Origin of the sequence: Methylobacterium variabile (assembly GCF_001043975.1) — a bacterium.
GTDB lineage: Bacteria > Pseudomonadota > Alphaproteobacteria > Rhizobiales > Beijerinckiaceae > Methylobacterium > Methylobacterium variabile.
In genome coordinates this window covers 1-18080 of the sequence record NZ_LABY01000089.1, presented here as the reverse complement: position 1 = coordinate 18080, position 18080 = coordinate 1, and the positions used below count along the sequence as shown (strand labels likewise).

At 68.9% G+C, this 18080-nt stretch carries 31 protein-coding genes; all 31 read right to left on the bottom strand.

The features are described 5' to 3' along the window. Positions 1–115: 115 nt before the first annotated feature. Entirely contained in the window at positions 116–1387 is a 1272-nt protein-coding gene (locus tag VQ02_RS14165) for an aspartate aminotransferase type Ic (protein WP_048444846.1), read from the bottom strand. Positions 1388–1486: 99 nt separating this feature from the next. Further along, on the bottom strand, positions 1487–1762 hold the full coding sequence (locus tag VQ02_RS14160) for a PepSY domain-containing protein (RefSeq protein WP_425339901.1): 276 nt from the start codon (positions 1760–1762) through the stop codon (positions 1487–1489). 128 nt (positions 1763–1890) lie between these two features. Then, complete coding sequence (gene rplQ, locus VQ02_RS14155) at positions 1891–2316, bottom strand: 50S ribosomal protein L17 (RefSeq protein ID WP_048444845.1); 426 nt, start codon at positions 2314–2316, stop codon at positions 1891–1893. 146 nt (positions 2317–2462) lie between these two features. After that, positions 2463–3500, bottom strand: a complete 1038-nt coding sequence (locus VQ02_RS14150; RefSeq protein WP_414468138.1) for a DNA-directed RNA polymerase subunit alpha — start codon at positions 3498–3500, stop codon at positions 2463–2465. Positions 3501–3598: 98 nt separating this feature from the next. Then, the gene (locus VQ02_RS14145; RefSeq protein ID WP_245239733.1) at positions 3599–4486 is read right to left on the bottom strand and encodes an MBL fold metallo-hydrolase; all 888 of its coding nucleotides are present in this window, start codon (positions 4484–4486) and stop codon (positions 3599–3601) included. Between the two features lie 59 nt (positions 4487–4545). Beyond that, positions 4546–4935: a 30S ribosomal protein S11 gene (gene rpsK / locus VQ02_RS14140; protein WP_015928609.1), complete on the bottom strand. Its 390-nt coding sequence runs from the start codon at positions 4933–4935 to the stop codon at positions 4546–4548. 147 nt (positions 4936–5082) lie between these two features. Beyond that, positions 5083–5451, bottom strand: coding sequence for a 30S ribosomal protein S13 (rpsM, locus tag VQ02_RS14135; protein WP_048444844.1), 369 nt, complete (start codon positions 5449–5451; stop codon positions 5083–5085). Positions 5452–5658: 207 nt separating this feature from the next. Beyond that, positions 5659–6258: an adenylate kinase gene (locus VQ02_RS14130; RefSeq protein ID WP_048444843.1), complete on the bottom strand. Its 600-nt coding sequence runs from the start codon at positions 6256–6258 to the stop codon at positions 5659–5661. Between the two features lie 198 nt (positions 6259–6456). After that, entirely contained in the window at positions 6457–7794 is a 1338-nt protein-coding gene (gene secY, locus VQ02_RS14125; RefSeq protein ID WP_048444842.1) for a preprotein translocase subunit SecY, read from the bottom strand. Positions 7795–7925: 131 nt separating this feature from the next. After that, positions 7926–8414 carry a 50S ribosomal protein L15 gene (gene rplO, locus VQ02_RS14120; RefSeq protein ID WP_048444841.1) on the bottom strand — a complete coding sequence of 163 codons (489 nt, stop codon included), beginning with the start codon at positions 8412–8414 and terminating at the stop codon, positions 7926–7928. Positions 8415–8424: 10 nt separating this feature from the next. After that, the gene (rpmD, locus tag VQ02_RS14115; protein WP_048444840.1) at positions 8425–8616 is read right to left on the bottom strand and encodes a 50S ribosomal protein L30; all 192 of its coding nucleotides are present in this window, start codon (positions 8614–8616) and stop codon (positions 8425–8427) included. 14 nt (positions 8617–8630) lie between these two features. Beyond that, on the bottom strand, positions 8631–9212 hold the full coding sequence (gene rpsE / locus VQ02_RS14110) for a 30S ribosomal protein S5 (RefSeq protein ID WP_048444839.1): 582 nt from the start codon (positions 9210–9212) through the stop codon (positions 8631–8633). Between the two features lie 167 nt (positions 9213–9379). Continuing rightward, positions 9380–9742, bottom strand: coding sequence for a 50S ribosomal protein L18 (gene rplR / locus VQ02_RS14105; protein ID WP_048444838.1), 363 nt, complete (start codon positions 9740–9742; stop codon positions 9380–9382). Between the two features lie 12 nt (positions 9743–9754). After that, positions 9755–10288, bottom strand: a complete 534-nt coding sequence (rplF, locus tag VQ02_RS14100) for a 50S ribosomal protein L6 (RefSeq protein ID WP_048444837.1) — start codon at positions 10286–10288, stop codon at positions 9755–9757. 36 nt (positions 10289–10324) lie between these two features. After that, complete coding sequence (rpsH, locus tag VQ02_RS14095) at positions 10325–10720, bottom strand: 30S ribosomal protein S8 (protein ID WP_048431921.1); 396 nt, start codon at positions 10718–10720, stop codon at positions 10325–10327. Between the two features lie 16 nt (positions 10721–10736). Continuing rightward, on the bottom strand, positions 10737–11042 hold the full coding sequence (rpsN, locus tag VQ02_RS14090) for a 30S ribosomal protein S14 (RefSeq protein ID WP_048444836.1): 306 nt from the start codon (positions 11040–11042) through the stop codon (positions 10737–10739). 41 nt (positions 11043–11083) lie between these two features. Next, on the bottom strand, positions 11084–11650 hold the full coding sequence (gene rplE, locus VQ02_RS14085) for a 50S ribosomal protein L5 (protein ID WP_048444835.1): 567 nt from the start codon (positions 11648–11650) through the stop codon (positions 11084–11086). Then, a complete protein-coding gene (rplX, locus tag VQ02_RS14080) occupies positions 11643–11960 on the bottom strand; it encodes a 50S ribosomal protein L24 (protein WP_048444834.1) in 318 nt (105 codons plus the stop codon). Before rplX ends, rplE begins: the two co-directional genes overlap by 8 nt. Further along, positions 11960–12328: a 50S ribosomal protein L14 gene (rplN, locus tag VQ02_RS14075; RefSeq protein WP_012330332.1), complete on the bottom strand. Its 369-nt coding sequence runs from the start codon at positions 12326–12328 to the stop codon at positions 11960–11962. The genes rplX and rplN overlap by 1 nt, the downstream gene beginning before the upstream one ends. Before the next feature lie 251 nt (positions 12329–12579). Further along, positions 12580–12834 (bottom strand): 30S ribosomal protein S17, encoded by a 255-nt coding sequence (rpsQ, locus tag VQ02_RS14070; RefSeq protein WP_048444833.1) that lies wholly within the window; start codon positions 12832–12834, stop codon positions 12580–12582. Between the two features lie 13 nt (positions 12835–12847). Further along, a complete protein-coding gene (rpmC, locus tag VQ02_RS14065; RefSeq protein ID WP_048444832.1) occupies positions 12848–13063 on the bottom strand; it encodes a 50S ribosomal protein L29 in 216 nt (71 codons plus the stop codon). 14 nt (positions 13064–13077) lie between these two features. Then, positions 13078–13491 (bottom strand): 50S ribosomal protein L16, encoded by a 414-nt coding sequence (gene rplP / locus VQ02_RS14060; RefSeq protein ID WP_048444831.1) that lies wholly within the window; start codon positions 13489–13491, stop codon positions 13078–13080. Between the two features lie 40 nt (positions 13492–13531). Then, positions 13532–14263: a 30S ribosomal protein S3 gene (rpsC, locus tag VQ02_RS14055; RefSeq protein ID WP_048431917.1), complete on the bottom strand. Its 732-nt coding sequence runs from the start codon at positions 14261–14263 to the stop codon at positions 13532–13534. Positions 14264–14273: 10 nt separating this feature from the next. Beyond that, a complete protein-coding gene (gene rplV, locus VQ02_RS14050) occupies positions 14274–14657 on the bottom strand; it encodes a 50S ribosomal protein L22 (protein WP_048444830.1) in 384 nt (127 codons plus the stop codon). 1 nt (position 14658) lies between these two features. Then, positions 14659–14937 carry a 30S ribosomal protein S19 gene (gene rpsS / locus VQ02_RS14045; protein WP_048444829.1) on the bottom strand — a complete coding sequence of 93 codons (279 nt, stop codon included), beginning with the start codon at positions 14935–14937 and terminating at the stop codon, positions 14659–14661. 12 nt (positions 14938–14949) lie between these two features. Further along, the gene (rplB, locus tag VQ02_RS14040; protein ID WP_048444828.1) at positions 14950–15786 is read right to left on the bottom strand and encodes a 50S ribosomal protein L2; all 837 of its coding nucleotides are present in this window, start codon (positions 15784–15786) and stop codon (positions 14950–14952) included. Positions 15787–15812: 26 nt separating this feature from the next. Then, positions 15813–16109 carry a 50S ribosomal protein L23 gene (locus VQ02_RS14035; protein WP_048444827.1) on the bottom strand — a complete coding sequence of 99 codons (297 nt, stop codon included), beginning with the start codon at positions 16107–16109 and terminating at the stop codon, positions 15813–15815. Then, positions 16106–16726 (bottom strand): 50S ribosomal protein L4, encoded by a 621-nt coding sequence (gene rplD, locus VQ02_RS14030; protein ID WP_048444826.1) that lies wholly within the window; start codon positions 16724–16726, stop codon positions 16106–16108. Before rplD ends, VQ02_RS14035 begins: the two co-directional genes overlap by 4 nt. After that, on the bottom strand, positions 16726–17478 hold the full coding sequence (gene rplC, locus VQ02_RS14025) for a 50S ribosomal protein L3 (RefSeq protein ID WP_048444825.1): 753 nt from the start codon (positions 17476–17478) through the stop codon (positions 16726–16728). The genes rplD and rplC overlap by 1 nt, the downstream gene beginning before the upstream one ends. 48 nt (positions 17479–17526) lie before the next feature. Beyond that, positions 17527–17835 carry a 30S ribosomal protein S10 gene (gene rpsJ / locus VQ02_RS14020; RefSeq protein WP_012330343.1) on the bottom strand — a complete coding sequence of 103 codons (309 nt, stop codon included), beginning with the start codon at positions 17833–17835 and terminating at the stop codon, positions 17527–17529. Between the two features lie 80 nt (positions 17836–17915). Then, the coding region (locus VQ02_RS35640) for an EF-Tu C-terminal domain-related protein (protein ID WP_477450924.1) at positions 17916–18080 on the bottom strand (165 nt) is incomplete at its 5' end.

Here is an 18080-nt window from a genome sequence, read left to right as displayed (position 1 = left end):
CAGAAGACAAAACTGGCACCCTCCTGGTCATCCCGGGGCCGCGCCGCGGCCCCGGGATGACGGAGCGGGTATCGATCTGGCAGGGGCCAGTCGACCGGGCCCTGCAGGCAGCCTCCTACGCCGCCACCTGCCCGCTCCCTCCATTCTCGCGGCTCTCCACTGCGGCCAGCAGCACGCAGGTCGCCACGACCTCCGCCGCCGCCTCGACCTCGGCGAGGCTCGGATAGGACGGGGCGAGGCGCAGCAGCCGGTCCTGCGGGTCGCGGCCGTAGGGGTGGGTGGCGCCGGCCGGCGTGAGCGCCAGGCCGCAGGCGGCGGCGAGCTTGACCACGCGGGTGGCGCAGCCCTCCGGCACTTCGAGCAGGATGAAGTAGCCGCCCTCCGGCTCGCTCCAGCGCGCGACGCCGGTGCCGCCGAGGTGGCGGCCCAAGGTCTCGGTCACCGCCCGGAACTTCGGCGCCAGCAGCCGGCGATGGCCGTCCATCAGCGCGTCGAGCCCGGCCTGGTCGCGCAGGAAGCGGGCGTGGCGCAGCTGGTTGAGCTTGTCCGGCCCGATGCTGCGCTTGCCGGCATTCGCAAGGTACCAGCGGACGTTCGCCTCCGACGAGGCCAGCATCGCCAGCCCCGCGCCCGCCAGCGTCACCTTCGAGGTCGAGGCGAAGACGATCGCCCGGTCCGGGTGGCCGGCCTCGGCGCAGGCGTCGAGGATGTTGCGCAAGGATGGCCGACGCTCGGTCAGGTGGTGCAGCGCGTAGGCATTGTCCCAGAACAGCCGGAAGTCCGGCGCGCCGGTCGCCATCCGGGCGAGACGCTCGACGACGGCGTCCGAATAGGTCTCGCCGCCGGGGTTCGAATATTGCGGCACCGCCCACATCCCCTTCACCCGGTGATCGCGCGCCTGCTCCTCGACGACGTCCATGTCCGGGCCGTCGTCGCGCATCGGCACCGGGACCATGCCGATGCCGTAGGTCTCGCACAGGGCGAAGTGGCGGTCGTAGCCCGGCACCGGGCAGAGGAAGCGGATCTCCTCCTCCTTCGACCACGGCCGCGCAGACCCGGGCGCGCCCTTGAGGAGCGCGTAGGCGATGCAGTCGTGCATGAGCGCGAGGCTCGAATTGTTGCCGACGACGACCCGCTCCGGCGGAGCGCCGAGGACGGGCGCGAACAGGGTCCGCACCTCGGCGAGCCCCTGCACGCCGCCGTAGTTGCGGGCATCCTCGCCGCTCTCGGTGCGGTGGTCGCGGTTGCCCGGCAGGGTCAGCAAGCCCTCCGACAGGTCGAGCTGCTCGGGCGAGGGCTTGCCCCGGGTCATGTCGAGCTTGAGGCCGCGCTCCTGAAGGGCGGCGTAGCGGGCCTGGAGGTCGCCGAGGGCGGGAATGGTGGTCATTGGACGCGATCGCTGGGTCAGGGTAAGCGATGCCTCCTTTGCGCCTCGGGCGGCCTCCGGTCCAGGGCCTTTCCGGACGGCGGCCTCTCTCGCCCCGGCCTATTTGCCCGGCTTCTCGGACAGGATGGCGCCGGTCCGCGGATCGGCCCGGAACTTCATCGGCTTGCCGTCCTTCATCCCCTCGCCCTCCCAGTGGCCGTCATCGGCCTCGATCTCGGAGATCATGGTGTAGCCGGCGGCCTCGACCTTCTGGATCACCTGGCCGATCGGCATCCAGTCGGCCCCGACCTTGTCGGCGAGCGCGGCGGTGCCGCTGCCGGCAAGGACGAGGGCGGCGAGGGCCGGAAGGGTCAGCTTGGTCATGGGCTTGGTCATGGCTCGGGTCTCCCTTGGCTTGCGGCGGATGCCGCCGGGAGATCGTTCGTCTCGCCCATGAGGTTCCCGGCAAAAGAAAAGGCGGCCCTCGCGGGCCGCCTTGAAGGGCAACGGGATCGAGCTCGACCTTAGGCCGAGGCGGTGTCCTCGGCAGCCGCCTGGGTCGGGCCGGAATCCTTGCCGCGGGCGTCGACGTCGCGATCGACGAACTCGATCACCGCCATCGGGGCGTTGTCGCCGTAGCGGAAGCCCGCCTTCATGATGCGGCAATAGCCGCCCGGGCGGCCCTGGTAGCGGGGGCCGAGCACGTCGAACAGCTTCTTCACCGTCACCTCGTCGCCGCGAAGCGCCGCGATCGCCTGGCGGCGGGCGTGCAGGTCGCCGCGCTTGCCGAGGGTGATGAGCTTCTCGACGACCGGACGCAGGTCCTTGGCCTTCGGCAGGGTGGTGATGATCTGCTCGTGCTTGATCAGCGCGACCGACATGTTCGAGAACATCGCCTTGCGATGCTCGACCGTGCGGTTGAAGCGACGACCCCGGAATCCGTGACGCATGGCTGTCTCCTTTGGTTCTCGGCCGCCGTGCCACGGGTCGGCCGTCCTTTCTCGTGAGCGCGGATTACCGCCACTCCCGGTGCGCTCTCACGCGCGGGCGCACCGGGAGTGGCGGCGCAAGGATCGCCTTGCGCCGCCGATGAGGCTCAGTAGTGCTCCTCGAAGCGCTTGGCGAGGTCCTCGATGTTCTCCGGCGGCCAGCCGGGCACGTCCATGCCGAGGTGCAGGCCCATCGCGGCCAGCACTTCCTTGATCTCGTTGAGCGACTTGCGGCCGAAGTTCGGCGTGCGCAGCATCTCGGCCTCGGTCTTCTGGATGAGGTCGCCGATGTAGACGATGTTGTCGTTCTTGAGGCAGTTGGCCGAGCGGACCGACAGCTCGAGCTCGTCGACCTTCTTGAGCAGCGCCGGGTTGAAGGGCAGCTGCGGCGCCAGCGGCGCGGCCTCCTCCTTGCGGGGCTCCTCGAAGTTCACGAAGATCTGGAGCTGATCCTGGATGATGCGGGCGGCGTAGGCGAGCGCATCCTCGGGCGAGACCGCGCCGTTGGTCTCGACCGTCATGGTCAGCTTGTCCTTGTCGAGATCCTGGCCCTCGCGGGTGTTCTCGATGCGGTAGGACACCTTGGTGACCGGCGAGAACAGGGCGTCGACCGGGATCAGGCCGATCGGCGCGTCCTCGGGCCGGTTGCGCTCGGCCGGGACGTAGCCCTTGCCGGCGGATACCGTGAACTCCATGCGGATCTCGGCCCCGTCGTCCAGGGTGCAGAGCACCAGGTCGGGGTTGAGGATCTGCACGTCGCCGATCGTGGCGATGTCGCCCGCGGTGACCAGGCCCGGGCCGGTCTTGCGCAGGGTCATGCGCTTGGGCGTGTCGCTCGAGGAGCGGATCGCGATCGTCTTGATGTTGAGGACGATGTCGGTGACGTCCTCGCGCACGCCCGGGATCGAGGAGAACTCGTGCAGCACGCCGTCGATGTGGACCGAGGTGACGGCCGCGCCCTGGAGCGACGAGAGGAGCACCCGGCGCAGGGCGTTGCCGAGGGTGGTGCCGAAGCCGCGCTCGAGCGGCTCGGCCACCACGGTGGCGATCCGCTTCGGGTCGTGACCCGGGGTGACCTCGAGCTTGTTCGGCTTGATCAGCTCTTGCCAGTTCTTCTGAATGACCACGTTCGCACCTCTCGCCAACTTACACCGGGGCGGCCCGGAGGCCCTCCCCTCGCGGTCCCTCCCGCGCCCGGGAGACACCGCCGTCCTGATCTCTCACGCGTTCGAAGCAGGGGCGGTCAGGACGCCGCGCTCCACTGCTCCGGGACCCAGGCGAAGCCGGCACGATCGCGCCGCACGTAGCCGAGGGCCGGAAAATCGAGATGCATCCCGGCGACCAGGAGGCGGTCCGCCGCTGCCTGATCGAGGATGCGCTTGCGCGTTGCTGCGGCCATCGCGCCGTCGACGTCGAAGGCGACTCCCGCCTCGGGCCGGGCGAACTGGATCGCCGGGTAATGGACCACGTCGCCCCAGATCAGCAGCGGCCGATCGCCGGACCGGACCCGGTAGGCGGTGTGGCCGGGGGTGTGGCCGGGCGCCAGGACCGCATCGATCCCTGGCAGCACCTCGCCCTCGCCGGCTCGGCGGATCCGGTCGCCGTAGGCCGCGACGAGCGCGTGCGCCCGGCGAAACCCCGCCCTGGCGCCCTCCGGCGCGCGCACTTCCGCCCCGTCGGCGAGCCAGTAGGCGGCCTCCGCCTCCGGGATCACCACCTCGGCATTCGGATAGACCGCCGCGGCGCCGTCCGGCCCGACGAGCCCACCGACATGGTCGGAATGCAGGTGGGTCACCAGCACGGTGCCGATGTCGGCGGGCGCGAGGCCGCAGGCCTGAAGCGCCTTGGGCAGGTGCCCGAGGGTATCGGGCCCGCCCGCGCCCATGCCGGCATCGACCAGGACCGGGTCTGCGCCGCCGAGGATCAGGAAGGCGTTGACGCTGATCCGCGGGGCCTCGACGCCCCGGAACCCATCCGCCTGCAGGCGGGCGGCCTCGTCGGCGGGGAGGCCCTGCACCAGCCCGAGCGACGCCACGAGGTGGCCGTCGCTGAGCGGGACCACAACGCGATCGCCCAGCGTCCAGGACAGGACGCCGGGCCGGGCGATGGCGGCTTTGGGCGGAGTCGACACGCGATCCTCTTCGCAGACGGCCCGGGGAGCTTCGAGAAGCCCCCCGGCACCGGGGACGATCAGACGCGGCGGCGCTTGCGCGGGCGGCAGCCGTTGTGCGGGATCGGGGTCACGTCGCGGATCGACGTCACCGTGAAGCCCGCCGCCTGGAGCGCGCGCAGGGCCGACTCGCGGCCCGAGCCGGGGCCCGAGACCTCGACCTCGAGGGTGCGCATGCCGTGCTCGGCGGCCTTGCGGCCGGCATCCTCGGCCGCGACCTGGGCGGCGTAGGGGGTCGACTTGCGGGAGCCCTTGAAGCCCATGGCGCCGGCCGACGACCACGAGATCGTGTTGCCCTGGGCGTCCGTGATGGTGATCATCGTGTTGTTGAACGAGGCGTTCACGTGGGCGACGCCCGACACGATGTTCTTGCGTTCGCGACGACGGACGCGGGTTGCTTCCTTGGCCATACTGTCTTTCGATCCTTCAGGCGCGCCCGTGGTGCCAGGCGCTCGGGACGTCTCTTGCGGGTAACGAAGGCGGCGCTCGCGCGTCGCCGGTGTGGGGCGGAGCCGGCGCCGGGAGGCACAAGTCCGCCGATCTCACGCGACCGCGGCTTACTTCTTCTTGCCGGCGATCGGCTTCGCCTTGCCCTTGCGGGTGCGGGCGTTGGTGTGGGTGCGCTGGCCGCGGACCGGCAGGTTGCGGCGGTGGCGCAGGCCGCGGTAGCAGCCGAGGTCCATCAGCCGCTTGATGTTCATCGCGACTTCGCGGCGCAGGTCGCCCTCGACGATGTAGTCGCGGTCGATCGTCTCGCGGATCTGCAGCACCTCGGCGTCGGTGAGCTGGTTCACGCGGCGCTCGGCCGGGATGCCGACCTTCCCGACGATCTCCTCGGCCTTCTTGGCGCCGATGCCGTGGATGTACTGCAGCGCGATGACGACGCGCTTGTTGGTCGGGATGTTGACGCCGGCGATACGGGCCATGGTGTCCTGCTCTCCATCGCGTCCGCGGCGTGACGCCCGGACGGCTGTTCTGGTCTCACGCGCGTCCGGTGGAGCCCGGCCCCTGCGCGCCGTCCCGACGGCAAATCGGCCCGGAGCGGCCTCCACAGAGGCACGCCGGGCCGTCCGAGTCTGAACGAAGGAGCGCCCACTAGCGCGGACGCGCCGGGTTGTCAACGGACTTTCACGTCAGGCGGACACCGCCTGGTAGGGAGCGAGCAGCGTCTCAAGCTGCTTCGTCACCTCGTCGATCGGCGCCATGCCGTCGACTTGGCGCAGCAGGCCGGTACCGGCATAATGCGCCGAGAGCGGCGCTGTCTGGCCGCGGTAGGCCTCGAGCCGGGTCTTGAACACCTCCGGCGTGTCGTCCTTGCGCACCGGCTCGCCGCGGGCCTGGGTCTCGGCGGCGCGCTTGCCGATGCGCCCGACGAGCGCCTCCTCGTCGACCTTGAACTCGATCACCGCGTCGAGGCGCAGGCCCTTCTCGGCCAGCATCGTCTCGAGAGCGACGGCCTGCGCCACCGTGCGCGGGAAGCCGTCGAGGATGAAGCCGCTGCGGGCGTCGGCCTCCTCGATCCGGTCGGCGACGATGCCGATCACGATGTCGTCGGACACCAGGGCGCCGCTCTCCATCAGGGCCTTGGCCTTGAGGCCGACCGGGGTGCCGGCCGCCACCGCGGCGCGCAGCATGTCGCCGGTCGAGAGCTGCGGGATCCCGAACCGCTCGACGATCCGGGCCGACTGCGTGCCCTTCCCGGCGCCGGGCGGGCCGAGCAGAATGATCCGCATAACCTGTCTCTCCCCTCCACCGCGTCCCGCACGGGATCCGTCCTCCCGGGGCGCGGCCTGTCTGCTTGTTCTAGCCCGGGACCCGGTCGGGCCGAAATCCGACCATGCGCCAACCCGACCATGCGCCAGGCCGGCGGCCCGGCGCAAGGGAGCCCGGCCGGTTGCATCGGCCCGGCCGGTCTCGCGTCGCGGCATCCGTCAGCGGCGGCGGGCGCCGCGCAGCTTCGCCTTCTTCACCAGCCCCTCGTACTGATGGGCGAGCAGGTGGCCGTGGACCTGCGCCACCGTGTCCATCGTCACCGAGACCACGATCAGCAGCGAGGTGCCGCCGAAGTAGAACGGCAGCGAGGCGTAGGAGACCAGGATCTCCGGGATCAGGCAGATCAGGGTCAGGTAGGCGGCGCCGATCACCGTGATGCGCGACAGCACCTTGTCGATGAACTCCGCCGTACGCTCGCCCGGCCGGATGCCCGGGATGAAGCCGCCATGCTTCTTCAGGTTGTCCGCCGTCTCCTGCGGGTTGAACACCACCGCGGTGTAGAAGAAGGCGAAGAAGATGATCAGCGCCGCGTACAGTACCATGTAGAGCGGCCGGCCGTGCCCGAGATAGGTCGCCATGGTGGCGATGATGCCGGTGCCGTTCGGGTCGGTCTGAAAGCTCGCCGCCGTGGCCGGGAGCAGCAGCAGCGAGGAGGCGAAGATCGGCGGGATCACGCCCGAGGTGTTGAGCTTCAGCGGCAGGAACGAGGTCTGGCCCTCGTACATGCGGTTGCCGACCTGGCGCTTGGGGTAGTTGATCAGGAGCCGGCGCTGGGCGCGCTCCATGAACACGATGAAGTAGACGACCGCGGCCGCCATCACCACGACGCCGAGGATCACCACGGTCGAGAGGGCACCCTGGCGGCCGAGCTCGAGAGTGCCGGCGATGGCCGAGGGCAGGTGCGCGACGATGCCGGCGAAGATGATGAGGGACGAGCCGTTGCCGATGCCGCGCGACGTGATCTGCTCGCCGATCCACATCAGGAACAGGGTGCCGCCGGTGAGCGTGATGACGGTCGAGACCAGGAAGAAGGGTCCTGGATCCTGCACGATGCCGCCGGAGCTCTGGAGGCCCACCGCGATGCCCCAGGCCTGGAAGATCGCCAGGACCACTGTGAGGTAGCGGGTGTACTGGTTGAGGACCTTGCGGCCCGACTCGCCCTCCTTCTTCAGCGCCTCGAGCGACGGCACCACCGAGGTGAGCAGCTGCACGATGATCGATGCCGAGATGTACGGCATGATGTTGAGCGCGAAGATCGCCATGCGCTCGACGGCACCGCCGGAGAACATGTTGAACAGGCCGAGCACGCCGCCTTGCGCGTTGGCGAAGCTCTGGCGCAAGGCGTCGGGATCGATGCCGGGCAGCGGGATGTAGGTCCCGAGCCGGTAGACGATCAGGGCGCCCAGGGTGAACCAGATCCGCTTCTTGAGCTCTTCGGCCTTGGCGATGGCGCCGAAGTTGAGGTTGGCGGCGAGCTGCTCGGCTGCAGAGGCCATGGGGTGTGGTCCTTGGGGTCGGGTCCGCGGCGGTCGCGGGCTGGGGCAGTCGGGTGCCCCCCAAAACACGGGCGGCGGCCTCGCGCTGCTCGCACGGGCCGCCGCCGATCCTCGGTGACTTAAAGTGTGCCTCAGGCCGACGCAACCGCGTCGTCGGCGGTGGCGAGGGACTGGGTCACCGAGCCGCCGGCCTTCTCGATCGCCTCGACGGCCGACTTCGACGCGCGCGAGACCTGGACGGTCAGCTTGGCGGTCAGCTCGCCGACGCCGAGGATCTTCACGCCGTCGCGGGCCTTGGAGACCACGCCGGCGGCGATCAGCGCCTCGAGGGTGACGGGAGCCGAGGCGTCCAGCTTGCCGGCGTCGATCGCCTGCTGGATGCGGCCGACATTCACCTCGTTGAGGTGGATGGCGCCCGGGTTGTTGAACCCGCGCTTCGGCAGGCGGCGGTGGAGCGGCATCTGGCCGCCCTCGAAGCCCTTGATGGCGACGCCGGAGCGCGCCTTCTGGCCCTTCACGCCGCGGCCGGCGGTCTTGCCCTTGCCGGAGCCGATGCCCCGGCCGACGCGCATCCGCTTCTTGGTTGCGCCTTCGTTGTCACGGATTTCGTTGAGCTTCATCGTGCCCTCCTCACGCCGCGTCGTCGAGAACGCGCACGAGGTGATGCACCTTGGCGATCATGCCGCGCACCGACGGGGTGTCGGGCAGGACCGCGATGCGGTGCATCTTGTTCAGCTTCAGGCCGATCAGCGTCTGACGCTGGCTGGCCTCGCGGCGGATCGGCGAGCCGATCTGCTGCACCCGGACGGTCTTGTCAGCCATCTCAGTGCCTCCCCTCACGCCGCGTCGGCGGAGTCGGCCGAGGCGGCCGAATCGGCGTCACGGCGGCGGGCCTGCAGGGCCGAGACCTTCAGACCGCGGCGCGCCGCGACCGAGCGGGGCGAATCCTCGTTCTTGAGCGCGTCGAAGGTCGCGCGCACGAGGTTGTACGGGTTCGACGAGCCGAGCGACTTCGCCACCACGTCCTGCATGCCCAGCGTCTCGAAGACGGCGCGCATCGGGCCGCCGGCGATGATGCCGGTGCCGGCCGGAGCGGCGCGCAGGATCACCTTGCCGGCGCCGTGACGGCCGTTGACGTCGTGGTGCAGGGTGCGGCCCTCGCGGAGCGCCACGCGGACGAGGCCGCGCTTGGCCGCCTCGGTGGCCTTGCGGATGGCTTCGGGAACCTCACGGGCCTTGCCGTGGCCGAAACCGACGCGACCCTTCTGGTCGCCGACGACGACGAGGGCCGCGAAGCCGAAGCGACGGCCGCCCTTCACCACCTTGGCGACGCGGTTGATGTGGACGAGCTTGTCCACGAACTCGCTGTCGCGCTCCTCGCGGTCGTCGCGGCGACGACCCTCACGCTCACGTGCCATGTGTATTGTCCGTTCGACTGACGCGGGCGGCGGTCCCGCTCGCTGGGTTTCGATCCGCCGGAACGAGAGAGGGAGCCTCGCGGCCCCCTCGCCTCTTGGGACAAAGGTGCGACCCGTGGACCGGGACGGGGCGGCGCCGCGGGCGCCCTCCCCTTCCCGGAACCGGATCAGAAGTCCAGGCCACCCTCGCGGGCCGCGTCGGCCAGGGCCTTGACCCGGCCGTGATAGAGGTAGCCCGAGCGGTCGAAGATGACCTGGGTGACCCCGGCCGCCTTCGCGCGCTCCGCCACCAGCTTGCCGACCTCGGTCGCGGCGGCCTTGTCGGCGCCGGTCTTGAGGCGGGCACGCAGGTCCTTGTCGAGGCTCGAGGCCGCGGCCAGGGTATGGCCGGTCGCGTCGTCGATGACCTGGACGTAGATCTGCTTGGAGGAGCGGAACACCGAGAGCCGCGGACGACCGTTGGCCGCCTTGCGGATCGCCCGCCGGACGCGCGCCCGGCGCCGGTCGAGCAGTTCGATTTTGCGAGACATCGTCGGCGGCCCTTACTTCTTCTTGCCTTCCTTGCGGAAGATGAACTCGCCGGCGTACTTCACGCCCTTGCCCTTGTAGGGCTCGGGGCCGCGGTACTCGCGGATCTCCGCCGCGACCTGGCCGACGCGCTGCTTGTCGATGCCGGTGACGATGATCTCGACCGGCCGGGGGGTGGCGATCGAGATCCCCTCCGGGATCGCGTACTCGATGTCGTGGCTGTAGCCGAGCGACAGCTTGAGGACCTTGCCGGCGACCGCGGCACGGTAGCCGACGCCGTTGATCTCGAGCTTCTTCTCGTAGCCCTTGGTCACGCCCTCGACCAGGTTCGACACCTGGGCGCGGGAGAGGCCCCACATCGCTCGGGCCTCCTTGGTCTGCGAACGCGGCTGGACCGAGATGGCGCCGTTCTCGTGCGTCACCGACACCTGGTCGGGCACCCGGAACTGCAGCTCGCCCTTCTGGCCCTTGATCTTCACGTTCTGGCCGTCGACGGTGGCGGTCACGCCGGCCGGCACGGTCACGGGCTTCTTGCCTACGCGGGACATGCTCGTCTCTCCTATGCGGCTGTCAGGGTCTGAAGGTCAGAAGACCTTGCAGAGCACCTCGCCGCCGACGTTGCGCTCGCGCGCCTCGTGGTCGGCCATGACGCCCTGAGGGGTGGAGACGATGGTGATGCCCAGGCCGTCGGCCACGCGCGGCAGGGTATCGACCGACGAGTAGACCCGGCGGCCCGGCTTGGAGACGCGCTCGATCGAGCGGATCACCGGCTGTCCGTCGAAGTACTTGAGCTCGATTGCGAACTCGGTGCGCCCGTTGCCGTAGTCGGTCGTGGCGTAGTCGCGGATGTAGCCCTCGGACTTCAGCACGTCGAGGACGCGCGCCCGCAGCTTGGAGCCGGGGGTCTGCACGACATTGCGACGACGCTGCTGGCCGTTGCGGATGCGGGTGAGCATATCGCCCACGGGATCGTTGATCATCTGTGGCGCCCTCCCCTTACCAGCTGGACTTGACCAGGCCCGGGATCATGCCCCGGGACCCCAGGTCGCGCAGGGCGACGCGGGAGATGCCGAGCTTGCGGTAGTAAGCCCGGGGACGGCCGGTCATCTCGCAGCGGTTGCGGATGCGGGTCGGGTTGGCGTTGCGGGGCAGCTCCGCCAGCTTGAGGCGCGCCTCGAAGCGCTCCTCCATCGACAGCGACTCGTCGTTCGCCGTCGCCAGCAGCGCCTCGCGCTTCGGCGCGTAGCGCTTGGCGAGCTCGCGCCGCTGCTTGTTCTTCTCGATTTTGCTCGTCTTAGCCATTGCTTAAGCTCTCCGGTGTCCGCGTATGGGGGCGCGAGCCCTCACTGCCGGAACGGGAAGTTGAAGTGCTTCAGGAGCGCCCGGGCCTCGGCATCGGTCTTGGCGGTGGTCGCCACGACGATGTCCATGCCCCAGGTGTTCTGGGCCTTGTCGTAGTTGATCTCGGGGAACACCAGGTGCTCCTTGATCCCGAGGGCGTAGTTGCCGCGGCCGTCGAACGACTTCGGGTTCAGGCCGCGGAAGTCACGCACGCGCGGCAGCGCGATGGTGATCAGGCGGTCCATGAACTCGTACATCCGCTGCTTGCGCAGGGTGACCTTGCAGCCGATCGGCATGTTCTCGCGAACCTTGAAGGTCGCGATCGCCTTGCGGGCCCGGGTGATGACCGGCTTCTGGCCGACGATCAGGCCGAGATCCTCGGCGGCGACGGAGGCCTTCTTGGAGTCCTGGGTCGACTCGCCGACGCCCATGTTGACGACGATCTTCTCGATCGTCGGCACCTGCATCGGGTTGGTGTAGCCGAACTCCTCGATCAGCTTCGGACGCACCACTTCCTCGTAGTGCTTCTTCAGCCGCGGCGTGTAGCCGTCCTTCAGCGCCTCAGCCATCGATCAGATCTCCCGAGCGCTTCGCAAAGCGAACCTTGCGCCCGTCTTCCAGAATGCGAAAACCGACCCGGGTGGGCTTGCCGTCCTTGGGATCGGCGACCGCCAGGTTCGACAGGTGGATCGCCGCCTCCTTGGAGATGATCCCGCCCTCGGAGGTCTGGGTCTGGCGCTGGTGGCGCTTGACCAGGTTGATCCCCCGCACCAGGGCCCGATCTTCCTTCGGCATCACCTGGATGACCTCGCCGGTGCGACCCTTGTCGCGGCCGGTCAGGACGACGACCTTGTCGCCCTTCTTCACCTTCGCAGCCATTACAGCACCTCCGGCGCCAGCGAGATGATCTTCATGTGGTTGCGGGCGCGCAGCTCGCGCGGCACGGGCCCGAAGATGCGGGTGCCGATCGGCTCCTTCTGGTTGTTGATCAGCACGGCCGCGTTGCGGTCGAAGCGGATCACCGAACCGTCGGGACGCCGGACGTCCTTGGCGGTGCGCACGACGACCGCCTTCATGACGTCGCCCTTCTTCACGCGGCCCCGCGGAATCGCCTCCTTCACCGACACCACGATGATGTCGCCGACGCCGGCGTACTTGCGCTTGGAACCGCCGAGCACCTTGATGCACATCACGCGACGTGCGCCGGAATTGTCGGCGACGTCCAGATTCGTCTGCATCTGGATCACGGCCTAACGCCCTTTCCTTGTTTCAGGCAGGTCTCCGCAGGGCAGGATTGCCCGGCGGACGGCAGCCTGATGGGGATCTCGCGTCCCCGTCCATTAAAGAGACCGCGCTGCAGCGCATCGGCCTGCGCTGGCGCGGTCAACGAACGCGATGACGGGCGCGTCGCACGCCCTTCATGTTTCGGTGGAGGCCGGCCGTCTACACCGGTTCGGCTCCCTTGACAAGGCGTAGGGGCACCAAAAGGTGCCCCGTCTCACGCCTCGGCGGTCGCGACGGCCTCGCCCTCGACCAGCTTCCAGGTCTTGAGCTTCGAGTAGGGCCGCGACTCCTCGATGAACACCGTCTGGCCGACCTTGGCCGCGTTGTTCTCGTCGTGGGCGTGGTAGTTCTTCGACCGACGGATGGTCTTCTTCATCACCGGGTGGGTGAAGCGACGCTCCACCTTCACGACGACGGTCTTGTCCTGCTTGTCGCTGACGACGACGCCCTGCAGCACGCGCTTCGGCATGGTCTGAACTCCCTTAGCCCTGCGCTGCCTGCAGCGTCTTCTGGCGCTGCAGGGTGCGGACGCGGGCGATGTCGCGACGCACCTCGCGCACCCGCGCGACGTTCTCGAGCTGACCTGTCGCCCGCTGGAAGCGCAGGTTGAACTGCTCCTTCTTCAGGTTCAGGAGCTCTTCGCCGAGCTGATCCGGCGACAGCGCGCGCAGGTCAGACAGCCTCTGGCTCGATTTCATGGTGAAGTCTCTCCTCAGTCGGCGATGCGCTGGATGAAGCGCGTGCGGACCGGCAGCTTGGCGGCACCCAGGCGCAGCGCCTCGCGGGCGATGTCCTCGGCCACGCCGTCGATCTCGAACATGATGCGGCCCGGATGCACGCGGGCGGCCCAGTACTCGGGCGAGCCCTTGCCGGAGCCCATGCGGACCTCGGTCGGCTTCTGGGTCACGGGGACGTCGGGGAAGATCCGGATCCAGACCCGGCCCTGACGCTTCATCTCGCGGGTGATCGCGCGGCGGGCCGCCTCGATCTGGCGCGCGGTGATCCGCTCCGGCTCCATGGCCTTCAGGCCGTAGGAGCCGAAGTTCAGGTCGGTCCCGCCCTTCGCGGCGCCGTGGATGCGGCCCTTGAACTGCTTGCGGAACTTCGTCTTCTTGGGTTGCAGCATGGCAGCCTCTCAAAACTGAAGGGCGGGGGAAGCGCGGCCCTCAGGCCGCGTCCCGTCCGCCGCGCTCGCCGCGCTCGCGGTCACGACGCCCGCCGGAACGGCCGCCTTCCTCGTGCGCGCGCTTGTCCTGGGCCATCGGGTCGTGCTCGAGGATCTCGCCCTTGAACACCCACACCTTGATGCCGCAGGTCCCGTAGGTGGTGAACGCCGTGGCCGTGCCGTAATCGACGTCGGCGCGCAGGGTGTGCAGGGGCACGCGGCCCTCGCGGTACCACTCGAGCCGGGCGATCTCGGCGCCGCCGAGGCGGCCGGAGCAGTTGATGCGGATGCCCTCGGCGCCGAGACGCATCGCCGACTGCACGGCGCGCTTCATGGCGCGACGGAAGGCGACGCGGCGCTCGAGCTGCTGGGCGATCGAGTCGGCCACCAGGGTGGCGTCGATCTCGGGCTTGCGCACCTCGACGATGTTGATCGTCACGTCGGCCTTGGTCATCGAGTTGACGAGCTTGCGCAGCTTCTCGATGTCCGCGCCCTTCTTGCCGATCACCACGCCCGGACGGCCCGAGTGGATGGTGACGCGGCACTTCTTGTGCGGGCGCTCGATGACGATCTTGGACACGGCGGCCTGCTTGAGCTGCTTGAGCAGCGCTTTGCGGATCGCCACGTCCTCATGCATCAGGCGAGCGTACTCGCCCTTGTTGGCGTACCAGCGCGAGTCCCAGGTCCGGTTGATGCCGAGCCGGAGACCGATCGGGTTGACTTTCTGTCCCATCGATTCCTCCTCAGGCCGCCTCGGCCGGGACTTCGCGCACCACGATGGTGAGGTTCGCGAACGGCTTCAGGATGCGGGCGCCACGGCCGCGGGCGCGGGCATGGAAGCGCTTGAGAACCAGCGCCTTGCCGACGTAGGCCTCCTTCACGACGAGATCGTCCACGTCGAGGTCGTGGTTGTTCTCGGCGTTCGCGATCGCGCTCTCGAGGCACTTCTTGACGTCGACGGCGATCCGCTTGCGCGAGAACTGAAGGTCCGCCAGCGCGGTCGAGACCTTCTTGCCGCGGATCAGCTGCGCCACCAGGTTCAGCTTCTGCGGGCTGACGCGCAGCATGCGCGCGACGGCCTTCGCCTCGTTCTGGGGGAGCGCGCGGGGTGCTGCTGCCTTGCCCATCTCAGCGCCTCTTCGCCTTCTTGTCGGCCGCGTGACCGTGGAAGGTGCGGGTCGGCGAGAACTCGCCGAACTTGTGACCGACCATCTCCTCGGAAACGTAGACCGGAATGTGCTTCTGCCCGTTGTAGACCCCGAAGGTCAGACCAACGAAATGCGGAAGGATCGTGGAGCGACGGCTCCAGATCTTGATCACCTCGTTGCGGCTCGCGCCGCGCGCGGCGTCCGCCTTCTTGAGGAGGTAGCCGTCGACGAACGGCCCCTTCCAGATTGAACGTGCCATGGGACGAAGCCCTTACTTCTTGCGGTTGTGGCGGCTCGACACGATGAACGTGTCGGTGCGCTTGTTCGAGCGGGTCTTCTTGCCCTTCGTGGGGATACCCCACGGCGTGACCGGATGACGACCGCCCGAGGTGCGACCCTCGCCGCCGCCGTGCGGGTGGTCGATCGGGTTCATCGCGACGCCGCGGTTGTGCGGGCGCTTGCCGAGCCAGCGATTGCGGCCCGCCTTGCCGAGCGAGATGTTCATGTGGTCGGGGTTCGAGACCGCGCCCACCGTGGCGTAGCACTGGCCGTGCACCAGGCGCTGCTCGCCCGAGTTCAGGCGCAGCGTGACGTAGCCCTGGTCGCGGCCGACGATCTGGGCGTAGTTGCCCGCGGACCGGGCGATCGCCCCGCCCTTGCCGATCTTCAGCTCGACGTTGTGCACGATCGTGCCGACCGGCATGTTGCCGAGCGGCATGGCGTTGCCGGGCTTGATGTCGACCTGCTCGCCCGACACCACCTTGTCGCCGGCCTTCACCCGCTGGGGCGCCAGGATGTAGCTCTGGGCCCCGCCCTCGTAGGTCACGAGGGCGATGAAGGCGGTGCGGTTCGGATCGTACTCGATCCGCTCCACGGTGCCGACCTTGCCGGCGTGCTCACGCCGCTTGAAGTCGACGTTGCGCAGCGTGCGCTTGTGACCACCGCCGCGGAAGCGGACGGTGATGCGGCCGAGGTTGTTGCGGCCGCCGGTGGACGACTTGCCCACCGTCAGCGACTTGACCGGCTTGCCCTTGTAGAGCTCCGAACGGTCGACGATCACGAGCTGGCGAAGGCTCGGCGTGACCGGCTTGAATGTCTTCAAAGCCATTGGCTTGTTCCCTTACGCCGTTCCCCTCAGAGCCCGGTCGTGACGTCGATGGTCTGGCCCTCTTCGAGGGTGACGATCGCCTTCTTCACGTCCGAACGCTGGCCGCGCTGACCGCGGAAAATCTTGCTCTTGCCCTTGGTGACGAGCGTGTTGACGCTCTTCACCTTGACCTCGAACAGCTTCTCGACCGCTTCCTTGATCTGCGGCTTCGTCGCCTTCGGGGCCACCCGGAACACAACCTTGTTGAGCTCCGAGAGGTTCGTCGCCTTCTCGGTGATGACCGGGGAGACGATCACGTCGTAGTGGCGCGGATCAGCGCTCATTTGAATCGCGCCTCCAGCGCATCGACGGCGGCGCGGGTCAGCACGAGCTTCTCGCGGCGCAGGATGTCGTAGACGTTGATGCCCTGCACCGGCAGGACGTCGATCTGCGGCAGGTTGCGGGCCGCACGGGCGAAGTTCTGGTCGAGCTCGGCGCCGCCGATGATCAGCGCGTTCGAGAGCGACAGCTTGCCGAAGCGCTCGGCGAGCACCTTGGTCTTGCCCTCCTCGAGGCGCGCATCATCGACGACGATCAGCGCGGCGCTCTTGGCCTTGGCCGAGAGGGCGTGCCGCAGCGCCAGCGCACGGACCTTCTTGGGCAGGTCGTGGGCGTGCGAGCGGGTGACCGGGCCGTGGGCGCGGGCGCCGCCACGGAACTGCGGAGCCGAGGCCGCGCCGTGACGGGCGTTGCCGGTGCCCTTCTGCTTGTAGAGCTTCTTCGTCGTGCGGGCGATCTCGCCGCGCTGCTTGGTCTGGTGGGTACCAGCCTGGCGCTTGGCGAGCTGCCAGCGGACGCAGCGCTGCAGCAGGTCGGCGCGGGGCTCGAGGCCGAAGATGGCCTCGTCGAGCTCGACCGAGCCCGCCTCGGCGCCGTCGAGCGTGGTGATCTCGAACTTCATCACGCGTTCTCCTCGGTGGCCGGAGCCGCGGGAGCCTCGACCTGGGCCTCAGCGGGGGTCTCCGACGGAGCAGCGGTCTGCTCGCGGAACTTGCCCGGCATCGGGGCATCGGCCGGCAGCTTGCGCTTCACGGCGTCGCGGATCTGGATCCAGCCGCCATCAACGCCCGGAACCGAGCCCTGGACCAGGATCAGGCCGCGCTCGGGGTCGGTGCGCACGACGCGCAGGTTCTGGGTCGTGACCCGCTCGACGCCGAGGTGTCCCGGCATCTTCTTGTTCTTGAAGGTCTTGCCCGGGTCCTGACGGCCGCCGGTCGAACCGATCGAGCGGTGCGAGATCGACACGCCGTGGGTGGCGCGCAGACCGCCGAAGTTCCAGCGCTTCATGCCGCCGGCGAAGCCCTTACCGGTGGTCGTGCCCGTCACGTCGACGAACTGACCGACTAGGAAGTGGTCCGCCGTGATCTCGGCGCCAACCGGGATCAGCGCGTCCTCGGTGACGCGGAACTCGGCCACCTTGCGCTTCGGCTCGACCTTCGCGACCGCGAAGTGGCCGCGCTGGGCCTTGGACACGTTCTTGACCTTGGCCTTGCCGACGCCCACCTGGAGCGCGACGTAGCCGTTCTTCTCGATCGTGCGGTGGGCCACCACCTGGCACTGATCGACCTTGAGCACCGTGACCGGAACATGCTCGCCGGCGTCCGTGAAGACGCGGGTCATGCCGACCTTCTGTGCGATGACTCCTGAGCGCATGGTTCTCCCCCGCGCGGCCTGTCTGAAGCTCTAAGGACCGTCAGGTCCTCAGAGCTTGATCTCCACGTCGACGCCGGCGGCGAGGTCGAGCTTCATCAGCGCGTCCACGGTCTGGGGCGTCGGATCGACGATGTCGAGCACGCGCTTGTGGGTGCGCATCTCGAACTGCTCGCGCGACTTCTTGTCGATGTGGGGCGAGCGGTTGACGGTGAAGCGCTCGATCCGGGTGGGCAGCGGGATCGGCCCGCGCACCTGGGCCCCGGTGCGCTTCGCCGTCGAGACGATCTCGCGGGTCGACGAGTCCAGGATGCGATGATCGAACGCCTTGAGGCGAATGCGGATGTTCTGGCCGTTCATGTGATGTCTACCTCGCGACGGGATGGGGCGGGCACGAGGCCCGCCCCGTCACCTGTCCGCTCGTGGAAGCGCCGGGACGCTTACTCGGTGATGGAGGCGACGACGCCGGCTCCGACGGTGCGGCCGCCCTCGCGGATGGCGAAGCGCAGCTTCTCCTCCATGGCGACGGGCACGATCAGGGTGACGTCCATCGTCACGTTGTCGCCCGGCATCACCATCTCGGTGCCTTCCGGCAGCTGGCACAC